This window comes from Aminobacter sp. J41 (assembly GCF_000526635.1).
Taxonomy (GTDB): domain Bacteria; phylum Pseudomonadota; class Alphaproteobacteria; order Rhizobiales; family Rhizobiaceae; genus Aerobium.
This window is the reverse complement of sequence record NZ_JAGL01000009.1, coordinates 123,664-133,977: the sequence shown is the minus strand read 5'-3', so window position 1 is coordinate 133,977 and position 10,314 is coordinate 123,664. Positions and strand designations below refer to the sequence as shown.

At 62.2% G+C, this 10,314-nt stretch carries 10 protein-coding genes, 2 tRNA genes and 1 pseudogene; 4 read left to right on the top strand and 9 right to left on the bottom strand.

Annotation, left to right across the window (positions count from 1 at the left end; translation table 11 throughout):
• Nucleotides 1-269: pseudogene (locus tag L630_RS21230) on the top strand (IS481 family transposase); the annotation flags it as partial.
• 44 nt (nucleotides 270-313) lie between these two features.
• Here L630_RS21230 and L630_RS0108885 read toward each other — a convergent pair.
• From L630_RS0108885 to L630_RS0108850, 8 genes are all read right to left on the bottom strand, one after another.
• Nucleotides 314-390: transfer RNA gene (locus L630_RS0108885), tRNA-Arg, on the bottom strand.
• 19 nt (nucleotides 391-409) lie between these two features.
• The gene (locus tag L630_RS0108880; protein ID WP_024847905.1) at nucleotides 410-715 is read right to left on the bottom strand and encodes an ETC complex I subunit; all 306 of its coding nucleotides are present in this window, start codon (nucleotides 713-715) and stop codon (nucleotides 410-412) included.
• Between the two features lie 20 nt (nucleotides 716-735).
• Nucleotides 736-812 (bottom strand) — tRNA-Pro (locus tag L630_RS0108875).
• Nucleotides 813-896: 84 nt separating this feature from the next.
• The gene (locus L630_RS0108870) at nucleotides 897-1,613 is read right to left on the bottom strand and encodes an ABC transporter ATP-binding protein (protein ID WP_024847904.1); all 717 of its coding nucleotides are present in this window, start codon (nucleotides 1,611-1,613) and stop codon (nucleotides 897-899) included.
• The gene (locus L630_RS0108865; protein WP_034329746.1) at nucleotides 1,606-2,370 is read right to left on the bottom strand and encodes an ABC transporter ATP-binding protein; all 765 of its coding nucleotides are present in this window, start codon (nucleotides 2,368-2,370) and stop codon (nucleotides 1,606-1,608) included. The genes L630_RS0108870 and L630_RS0108865 overlap by 8 nt, the downstream gene beginning before the upstream one ends.
• The gene (locus tag L630_RS21225) at nucleotides 2,370-3,356 is read right to left on the bottom strand and encodes a branched-chain amino acid ABC transporter permease (RefSeq protein ID WP_051473156.1); all 987 of its coding nucleotides are present in this window, start codon (nucleotides 3,354-3,356) and stop codon (nucleotides 2,370-2,372) included. Before L630_RS21225 ends, L630_RS0108865 begins: the two co-directional genes overlap by 1 nt.
• A gap of 7 nt (nucleotides 3,357-3,363) precedes the next feature.
• A complete protein-coding gene (locus L630_RS0108855) occupies nucleotides 3,364-4,215 on the bottom strand; it encodes a branched-chain amino acid ABC transporter permease (protein WP_198019539.1) in 852 nt (283 codons plus the stop codon).
• A 132-nt stretch (nucleotides 4,216-4,347) separates the two neighbouring features.
• The gene (locus L630_RS0108850; protein ID WP_024847901.1) at nucleotides 4,348-5,514 is read right to left on the bottom strand and encodes an ABC transporter substrate-binding protein; all 1,167 of its coding nucleotides are present in this window, start codon (nucleotides 5,512-5,514) and stop codon (nucleotides 4,348-4,350) included.
• 301 nt (nucleotides 5,515-5,815) lie between these two features.
• On the opposite strand from L630_RS0108850, the gene L630_RS0108845 reads away from it, so the two are divergent.
• From L630_RS0108845 to L630_RS0108835, 3 genes are all read left to right on the top strand, one after another.
• Nucleotides 5,816-6,550: a GntR family transcriptional regulator gene (locus L630_RS0108845; RefSeq protein ID WP_024847900.1), complete on the top strand. Its 735-nt coding sequence runs from the start codon at nucleotides 5,816-5,818 to the stop codon at nucleotides 6,548-6,550.
• A 246-nt stretch (nucleotides 6,551-6,796) separates the two neighbouring features.
• Nucleotides 6,797-8,200 carry an aminomethyltransferase family protein gene (locus L630_RS0108840; RefSeq protein WP_024847899.1) on the top strand — a complete coding sequence of 468 codons (1,404 nt, stop codon included), beginning with the start codon at nucleotides 6,797-6,799 and terminating at the stop codon, nucleotides 8,198-8,200.
• Between the two features lie 61 nt (nucleotides 8,201-8,261).
• Nucleotides 8,262-8,996: a GntR family transcriptional regulator gene (locus tag L630_RS0108835; RefSeq protein WP_024847898.1), complete on the top strand. Its 735-nt coding sequence runs from the start codon at nucleotides 8,262-8,264 to the stop codon at nucleotides 8,994-8,996.
• 88 nt (nucleotides 8,997-9,084) lie between these two features.
• Here the strand turns inward: L630_RS0108835 and L630_RS0108830 are convergent, their stop codons facing one another.
• Entirely contained in the window at nucleotides 9,085-10,257 is a 1,173-nt protein-coding gene (locus L630_RS0108830) for a cystathionine beta-lyase (RefSeq protein ID WP_024847897.1), read from the bottom strand.
• Nucleotides 10,258-10,314: the final 57 nt, after the last annotated feature.

Here is a 10,314-nt window from a genome sequence, read left to right as displayed (position 1 = left end):
CGCGTCCCTATCTGGGGCTGCCGGAAATCGACTATCCCTTCCATGACCGCGACGCCATCGTCACCCATTGCGGCCGGCTTTGCCTTCACCGCAAGAAGATCAACATCTCCACCGTGCTGGCTGGACAGAAGCTGGGAATTAAGGAAGTCGATGACGGCATTTGGCTCGTCAGCTTCCTGCGCTATGATCTTGGATATATCGACCTGGAACAGAGGACACTGCAAACAATCGACAACCCGTTTGGCACGAGGTTGTCACCNATGTCTTAGGGACAAACTGTTACCTATGTCTCCGGGTCGGACACTTGAGAAGGTGGCGATCCCGGCAGGATTCGAACCTGCGACCATCGGCTTAGAAGGCCGGTGCTCTATCCAGCTGAGCTACGGGACCCTCGCAAGCCGCCTGGACCTTAGTGGGTCCAGGGCATCTTGCGATCGTGGCGGAAGTTTTCCGCGTATGCCATCTGCCGGCGGCGGGGTTCCTTCGGTTCCTGGACGCGGAAGGCAATGCCGTTGCGCTGAGCGTAGGCGATCGCTTCTTCCTTCGTCGCGAAAGTCAGCCGGATCTGGCTCTTCATGTCACCCGAAGTGGTGTAGCCCATGAGAGGATCGATCTTGCGCGGCTGCTCCGGCTCAAACTCGAGAACCCAGTGACCCGTCTTAGCCTTGCCGGACTGCATTGCTGTCTTGGCTGGGCTGTAGATACGAGCGGACATGGAAACCTCGTGAAAATCGATGGTCGGAGTGGCAGGATTCGAACCTGCGACCCCCTGATCCCAAATCAGGTGCGCTACCAGGCTGCGCTACACTCCGGGCCGCTGTGAGCCGTGGCTTCCTTAGGTTCTTGGCGTCGGGGAAGCAAGGGCTTTTTTCACATCAGCCAGTCTGATCGAGCTTTTATCCCGCCCCGAGCTTGAGGCCAAGATAGCGATCGAGCGTCGCGCGGTCCTGGAGCAGTTCCGCGGAGGGCGCTGCGTGCGCAATGCTGCCGCGCTCGATGATGATCGCGTCCTTCGTCAGTCCCAGCGCAACCTCGGCGTGCTGCTCGACCAGCATCAGTCCCATGCCCTCGGCTTCCGACATCTTGCGAATCGCAGCCGTCAGCTCCTCGACGATGATGGGGGCGAGGCCCTCGAGCGGCTCATCGAGCAGCAGCACGCCCGGATTGGTCATCAGCGTGCGGGCGATCGTCAGCATCTGCTGCTCGCCGCCCGACAGCTGGTTGCCCATGTTTGTGCGCCGTTCCTTCAGCCGAGGGAAGAGGCCATAGACCGCGTTGAGGTCCCAGCGGCCCGGACGCGCTGCCACCGTTAGGTTCTCCTCGACGGTCAGCGACGGGAAGATGTCGCGCTCCTGCGGCACCCAGCCGACGCCTAGCCGAGCCCGCTTGTACGAGGCAACACGCGAGATGTCCTGTCCCTTGTAGGAGACGGAACCGCGCGCGACGCGCACGAAGCCCATTGCCGTCAGGAACAGGGTGGTCTTGCCGACGCCGTTGCGGCCAAGCACGGTCATGCTGCCGCCCTCGGCAAGCGAGAAGGAGACGTTGTCGAGGACGACGGCCTCGCCGTATCCGGCGCGCACGTCACGAAATTCAAGAAGTGCCTCAGCCATGATGTGCCTGCCCGAGATAAACCTCACGTACGCGCTCGTCCGAACGCACGGCGTCCGGTGTGTCCTCGACGAGCAGGCCACCGGCGACGAGCACCACGATGCGCGAGGCGAAGCGGAAGACGATGTCCATGTCATGCTCGATGAACAGGATCGACATGTCTTCGGGGAGTGAGGAGATGACGGAGAAGAGCATCTGGCTCTCGTCCTTCGGAACGCCCGCTGCCGGCTCGTCGAGCAGCAGCACCTTCGGGCGCGTCGCAAGCGCGAGCGCGATCTCCAGCAGGCGCTGGCGACCGTAGGCGAGGGTGCGGGTCGTACGGGTGGCAACGTCGCCGAGCTTCAGCTTTTCGAGGATGTCGTAGGCCTCGTCGATTGCTTCCTGCTGCGCTGACAGCCCGCGCCAGAACTGGCCCGTCACCTTCTGGCGCTCGCATACGGCGAGCGTTACTGCCTCAAGCGGCGTGAGGTCCGGGAACAGCGTGTTGATCTGGAACGTGCGGGTCAGGCCCTTACGCACGCGCGCCGCGACCGGAGCATCGGTGATGTCGTTGCCATCCAGGATGATGCGGCCCGAATCCGGCTTGAGCTGGCCGGTGATCAGGTTGATCAGCGTGGTCTTGCCGGCGCCGTTCGGCCCGATCAGGGCGTGGCGGCAGCCGTGCGGAAGTTTCAGCGAGACGCTGCGGGTGACCTGAAGCGCGCCGAAATTCTTCGTCAGCGCCTCAGTCTGCAGGACTATCGGTTTGGTTTCAGCCATTAGTCGCGCCTTCCGGCCAGACGGCTGACGAAGCCGAGGATGCCCTTGGGCATGAACAGAACGACTACCATCAGCAGAAGGCCAATCCAGAAGTACCAGTATTGGGGGTTCACGCCGGCGAGCTGGTCGCGGGCGATGAGGAAGATGATCGCGCCAACGATCGCGCCGTACAGGCGGCCCGTGCCGCCGAGGATCAGCATGACGACCACGTCGGCCGAGCGGTTGAAGCTCAGCACCTCGAGCGTCACCGTGCTGGTGGTCTGCGCGAGCAGCGCACCGGCCATGCCCGCCATCGCGGCTGAGATCGCGTAAATCTTCTGCTGGTGCGACTGGTAGGCCGAGCCGATCGCCGGCATGCGCTTGATGTTCTCGCGCACGCCACGCAGCGCGAGGCCGAACGACGAGTTGACGATGCGGCGGCTCAGCAGGAAGCAGATGAACAGCACCGCAAGCGTATAGCCGTAGCCGGTGTAACCCCACAGGTCGAAGCGGAAATAGTTGAAGATCGGCCAGGTGCGCGGAATGCGCAGGCCGTCCGTGCCGCCGGTAAGCCAGGTCAGCGCGTTCGCGAGTTCCTGTGTCAGCAGGCCAAGGCCGAGCGTGATCATCAGCAGCGCAAGGTGCTGGACGCGCACGATGATGAAGCTGGCGATGAAGCCGATGATGCCGGCGAACAGGCCGGACAGCAGCAGCCCCGAAATCGGCTCGCCCCAGCCGGCCTTGCCAAGCAGCGCCGCACAATAGGCGCCAAGGCCGAAGAACATCGCATGGCCGAGCGTGATGATGCCTGCATAGCCGAGGATCAGGTCCACCGACAGAGCGAACAGCGCTGCAATCGCGATCTGCGAGGCGAGAGGCAGGTAGGTCGGGAACAGGAAGAACGGCAGCAGCAGCGCCAGCCAGAAGATGATCTCGAACGGAGACCAGCGGCTCTGGCTGCGGAGCCAGCCGCGTGCAGTTGCCTGGGTAAAGGTCGTGTCAGTCATGTCCGGGTCACCGCTTTCCGAACAGGCCGAGCGGGCGAACGAACAGGATCGCCACCATCAGCATATAGATCAGGAACGAGCCGATCTCCGGCCAGAAATACTTGCCGGCGACGTCACCGATGCCGAGAAGGGCGGCGCCCACGAATGAGCCGGTGATCGAGCCAAGGCCGCCCACGGAGACGACGATCAGCACGTAGACGAGGAAGTGGAAGCCAAACGACGGGTCGAGGCCGACGATCTCCACCGCAAGCGCGCCGCCGAGGCCGGCAAGGCCGCTGCCCAGCGCGAAGGTGATGCCGAAGATCTTCTCGACGTCGAGGCCGAGCCCCTTGGCCGCGCGCTGGTTGTCAACCGCGGCGCGGATCTGCGCGCCAAGCCGGGTGCGCTCGAGGCCGAAGACCAGCACACCGGTCACGATCAGCGAAATAACGATCAGGAAGATGCGGTAGACGCCGAAGCGCATGCCGAACAGCTCGACCGATCCGCGCAGCCATTCAGGCAGGATAAGGACCTGCTGCACGGTGCCGAAGAAATAGGTCGCGACAGCCGACGCCACGAAGACGACGCCGATCGTGAACAGCACCTGGTTGAGCTCGGTCGCGCCGTAAAGTCGGCGGAAGAGCAGTCTTTCGAAAATGACGCTGACGATCGCGGCGGCGAGAAAGGCCGTGGGCAATGCCAGCAGGAATGGAAAACCGAGTTGGCGCATGACTGTGACAGCGACATAGCCGCCCAGCATGCCAAATGCTCCGTGGGCCAGATTGATGAAATTCATCAGGCCCAGGGTCACCGACAATCCCACCGACAGGACGAATAGCAGCATCCCGAAGGCGAAACCGTCGAACAGAATTATGATCAAACTGCTCATATCGGCCCGTAGCGCGTGTTGATTTCGCGGCGGTTGATAGCCGAAGTCCGGAAAGAGCAGGCCTTCCGGACTTCGCACATTGAAGAATGTAAAGCGGGCAGGGCAGACCTGCCGCGCTCGTCTTTAGTGGAGCGGATCCTTAACGTTCGGGATCTCGTGGATCACGACGTTCTGGAGCTTACCGTCAACTTCCTGCACTTCGCGGATGTAAACGGTCTGGACGACGTCGCGGGTCTCCGGGTCGATCGACATCGGGCCGCGCGGGCTGTCCCAGGACATGCCCTTGGCAGCTTCGAGGAGCGCATCGCCGGAAGCGTCGCCGTTCGTCTTCTTGAGCGCCTCATAGATGAGGTGCATGCCGTCGTAACCGCCAATCGAGAACAGGTCCGGCTGGCGGCCGTTATTGGCAGCCGTATAGCCATCGACGAATTCCTTGTTGAGCGGATCGTCGCGCTCGAGCGTGTAGTGGAACGTGGTGATGATGCCGCGGGCATTCTCACCCATGCTCTCGAGGGCTTCCGGATGGGTCAGCTCGCCCTGCGCGAAGATCTTGGTCGCCGGCGGGTTCAGGCCGCGATCAGCAAGTGCCTTGCCGATGGCTGCCGGCTGAGCGCCGCCCGGAACGAAGATGTAGACGGCTTCCGGATTCGCATCCTTCACGCGCTGCACGAAGGCCGAGAAGTCCGGATTCGCGACCGGGGTGCGGTCGGAGCCGAGCATCTTGCCGCCTGCTTCAGTAAAGCCGGCCGAGAACGACTTCTCCGCGTCATGGCCCGGACCGTAGTCGGAAACGAGGGTGTAGGCCTGCTTCACGCCGCCTTCCTCGAATGCCCACTTGCCGAGCGCGTAGTTAACCTGCGGGATCGTCACACCGGTGCGGACGATATATTCCGACTGCTCGGTGACGTTCGAGGTCGCAGCGTTCATCACGACCATCAGCTTCTGCGCTTCCTCAGCGACAGGTGCCGCGCCGAGCGCTTCTGGCGTCAGGGCGAAACCTGCGATGATGTCGGCGCCGTCACGGACCACGAGCTCCTGCGCCGCGCGCTGGGCGGTATCGGCGTTCGGACCACCGGTGTCCTTCTTGATCAGCTCGATCTTCTTGCCGGCAACGGTGTCGCCATGCTTGGCAATGTAGAGATCGATGCCGGCCTGCAGCTGGTTGGCAGCGTCGGCGAACGGGCCGGAATAGGGCAGGATCACGCCGATCTTGACCGTTTCCTGAGCGAGTGCGGACGTCGACATGGCCAGGGCAACGCCAAGCGCAAGAGTGACGCGTCTAGTCAACATTAGAAAAACCTCCCTAGGTTGTCGAATTGCAGACGAACCTAAGCCCCCGTCTGCTCCTCGATACGGACTGTATACACGGATCGATATTTCGCCAAGGGGGATGTGTATAAACTGTCGCCAGCACGAGCAGGCTGGTCCGGAATCCCGACCGTACACAGAGGTTCAGGCGCGAGTGGACACCCTGGAAGATCGCTGAACCTGCGGTGTATACAAAAGTCGCAAATATCTCCCGGTGCCATGGTGCGCCGGGGCGCGCGGCGTGTATAGTTGCGACAGCTGAAAGGGGAGGATTTCAGTTGGCATGAAGCAGGGTTCAACCCGTACGCATGCGATTCGTGTGGCAATCGAGTTGCGCAGGCGCATCCTGAATGGCGAGTTCGAGGGAGGTTCTCGCCTGTTCGAGGTGGCGCTGGCGGAATCCATGCAGGTGTCTCGCACGCCGGTACGCGAGGCGATGTTCAGGCTGGCCGAGGAGGGGCTGCTCGAGCGGGTTCGGGGAGGTGGCTTCACCGTTCGCACCTTCAGCCTCAGCGACGTCGCGGATGCCATTGAATTGCGTGGCGTCCTGGAAGGAACCGCCGCGCGCCTGGCAGCTGAGCGCGGCGTGGGCGAAGCGCGGCTCCGGCAGATCCATGAGACGCTTGAGGAGATGGAGGGCTGCTTCGGTGCGACCGCCGGGGAGGTCGATTTTGACGGCTATTGCGACTTAAATGCGCGTTTCCATACCGAGCTGGCTTCTCTCGCGGGAAGCGAGGTACTGAGACGGGAGATCGATCGCGTTACCCATCTGCCATTCGCGTCACCTTCCGCATTCCTGCCGAACAATGCTGACGTCGAAGCTTTCCGACTCTCATTGCGCCCCGCGCAGGAGCAGCATCGCGACCTCCTTGATGCAATCGTTAAGCGTGAAGGGACGCGGGCCGAAGCTATTGCACGCGAGCATGCACGCGCTCCCCGGCGCAATCTGGACATCCTTTTGGCGGGCCAGCCGGATCTTTTGGCTCGTATGCCGGCTCTCGCGCTGCTCGTTACCTGAGCGGGATCGTGCGATGTACACAGAACTGTGGCGGCAGTCGTAGTCGGCCGATCCGTACGGGTGCTTTTTTGGAAACAATGGGTTAGGCGCGAATTCTTCCCCTTTCTTCCGCACCGAGTTCCTCGCGAAGAAGTCAGAATCCAACGCTCTCTCACGCTGACTGCTGATTTCGCCTCCAAACCGCCTTGCGTTTTTCGAATGTGCGATACAGTATGTATACATACTCACATTCATGGAGGAAGAAGAGTGTCAGCGACCAGCCTTGAAGCCCTGATTCAGGAGAAGGGTAATCCCGTCGACATCCTGCGCAATTCGCGCATCGGTGCGTACGTTTACCCGGTTGTCGCGCCGGAATTCTCGAACTGGCGTACCGAACAGTGGGCGTGGCGCAATTCAGCCGTGCTCTTCGATCAGTCGCATCACATGGACGAACTGATCGTCGAGGGTCCGCAGGCGGAGGAGTTCCTTGCGTATCACGGCATCAACGCCTTCGGTAACTTCGACCTGAATCGTGCGAAGCACTACGTTCCGGTCACTCCGGCCGGTCACGTCATCGGCGACCACATCATCTTCCGTGAGCGCCAGGACAAGTTCATCCTCGTCGGTCGCGCTCCGACCTCGAACTGGCTGATGTTCTGCGCCGCTTACGGCAAGTGGAATGTGCGCATCAAGCACGACCCGCGTTCGCCGTCGCGTCCGGAAGGTGAGCGCGTCCTGCGCACGCACTACCGCTACCAGATCCAGGGTCCTGAGGCGAACAAGATCCTCGAGAAGCTGAACCGCGGTCCGCTTCCGGAGATCAAGTTCTTCCACGTCGACTGGATCAACATCGGCTCGCGCCGCGTCCAGGCGCTGCGTCACGGCATGTCGGGCGCTCCGGGCCTCGAGATCTGGGGTCCGTACGAGGACAAGAACTACATCCTGTCCGAGATCATGCAGGCCGCCAAGGACGCCAACGTGGATCTCGTCCGCTGCGGCAGCCGCGCCTACTCGACCAACACCCTCGAGTCGGGCTGGATTCCGTCCCCGCTTCCGGGCATCTACACCGGCGACGGCATGCTCAAGGCCTACCGCGAGTGGCTCGGCGTCGACAGCTACGAAGCTACCGGCACGATCGGCGGTTCGTTCGTTTCGTCGAACATCGAGGACTACTACGTCAATCCGTTCGAACTCGGCTACGACTTCTACATCGGCTGGAAGAAGTCCGACTTCGTCGGTAAGGAAGCCCTCCTGAAGATGAAGGAACAGAAGAACCGCAAGAAGGTCACCTTCGAGTGGAACCGCGAGGACGTCCTCAAGGTCATCGGTTCGGCCTTCGAGCAGGGCACGCCGTACAAGTGGATCGACTTCCCGCAGCCGAACTACGCTTCGTCCTCGGCCGACATGATCCTGCACAACGGCAAGATGGTCGGTATGTCGATGTTCAACGGCTACTCCTTCAACGAGCGCTGCGTGCTCTCGCTGGGTGTCGTCGATGCGGACATCCAGGAAGGCGACGTCCTCACCATGCTGTGGGGCGAGCCGGAGCCGACCGCAAAGACCTCGACCGAGCAGCACAAGCAGGCCGAGATCCGCGTCCGCGTCTCCCCGACGCCGTATGCTCGCGACGCTCGCGAGAACTACGCAGAGAGCTGGCGCACCAAGCGCTAAGCGCAATTCCAGGGTGGCGGCCAGCAGTGGCCGCCACCACCTCCACATACGGGCCAGGGACATGAACGACCGCAAGGAAGCCTCCCAGACGCTCAAGGCCCTGATGGGTATCCGCAATCTGGTCGTGGGTGGCGTGATTGCTCGTGGGGAGCGCCTGTCCGAAGTTCCTCTTTCGGAGCGCCTTGGAATTTCCCGAACACCTATTCGCGCCGCTCTGGCGCGCCTTGAGCAGGAAGGGCTGCTCGAACGAATTCCGTCCGGCGGCTATATCGCACGCGGCTTTTCCGCCGACGAAGTTATCGATTCCATTGAGATACGCGGCGTGCTCGAAGGCACGGCAGCGCGCCTTGCGGCTGAGCGCGGCGTCGAACCGCGTAAGCTGATCGAGATCAGCAAGGTGGTGGAGGCGCTGGACGCAACAATCAATCCGGACCCTGCCAAGATCAATTTCGAACGCTACGTGGAACTCAATGCCGAGTTTCACCGGTTGCTGTCGATGCTTGCCGGAAGCGAGACCCTGCGCCGCGAGATCGAGCGCGCGACCAGCCTGCCGTTCGCCTCGCCCAGCGCGTTTCTGGAGACTGAGGAGGCGTTCGTCGTCTTCCGCCGCTCGCTCATCGGCGGTCAGGAGCAGCACCGCTCCATCGTTCAGGCAATTGAGATGCGCGAGGGCGCGCGCGCCGAAGCAATCGCGCGCGAACATGCGCGCGTCGCGCGTCAGAACCTCGAATATGTGCTCAACACCGACAAGAGCCTGCTCAGCCGCATTCCGTCCCTGAATCTGATTGTTACCTGAACGACGCAGGTCTTTGAGTGGAAAGAAAAAGCCGCCGGAAGATCGGCGGCTTTTTCGATTCGGGTCGTCAGGCGTTGCAGCGGCTGACTCAGGCTGATGCCGCCGCCGCCAGCGCGTTGGTCAGATCCTGCTTCAGGTCCTCGACGTCCTCGAGGCCGATCTGCAGGCGGATGATCGGGCCGCCGTAGCTGCGCTTCGAAACGAGGCGGTCGCCGATCCAGACATGCACGGCAAGGCTCTCGAACCCGCCCCAGGAATAGCCCAGGCCGAAGATCCTCAGCGCGTCGAGGAAGGCGTGCGCCTGCCTTTCGCCGCCGCCGTTGAGAACGATCGAGAAGATGCCGCTTGATCCCTTGAAGTCGCGCTTCCACAGCGCGTGGCTCGGGAAGCTTTCGAGAGCAGGGTGCAGCACCTGCGCAACGCCCGACTGTGCTTCCAGCCAGCGCGCTATCTCAAGTGCGTTCTTCTCGTGGCGCTCGAGACGCACGCCCATGGTCCGGAGGCCGCGCAGCACCTGATAGACATCGTCGGGAGCCGCGCAGCAGCCCATGGTAACGAAGGTCTCGTGCAGCTGATTCCAGCAGCGTTCGTTGGCGGACACCGTGCCTAACAGGATGTCCGAATGGCCGGCCGGATACTTGGTCGCCGCGTGGATCGAGACGTCGACGCCGTGGTCGAGAGGCCGGAAGTAGAGCGGCGTCGCCCAGGTGTTGTCCATCATCACGATCGCGCCGCGCGCATGCGCGGCCTGTGCGATTGCGGGAATGTCCTGGATCTCGAAGGTGTTGGACCCGGGCGATTCGGTGAACACGACCTTGGTGTTGGCCTTTATCAGTGCCGAGATGCCGCCGCCGATCGCCGGGTCGTAATATTCGACCTCGACACCGAAGCGCTTCAGCATCATGTCGGCGAAGTGGCGGGTCGGGTGGTAGACGGAATCGACGATCAGCACATGATCGCCTGCCGACAGGAAGGCCAGCATCGGGATCGTGACCGCCGCCAGACCCGACGGCACGATGATGGTTCCGGCCGAGCCTTCCAGCGTGTCCATGGCCGAGGCCAGTGCGTCGGTCGTCGGCGTGCCGCGCGTCCCGTAGGTATATTTCTGGTTGCGTGACGCCATGGTCGCTGCGTCCGGAAACAGCACTGTGGAGGCATGCACGACCGGCGGGTTCACGAAGCCGTAAAAGTCGCGCGGGTTGTTGCCGATATGGGCAAGCTGCGTGTGGATGCCCTTCTTGGTCTGGCCTGAATTGCTCATCTGTCCTCGATCCGTTTAGGGGAGGGATAGCCACTGCAGCCAGCTTCTGCAACTATC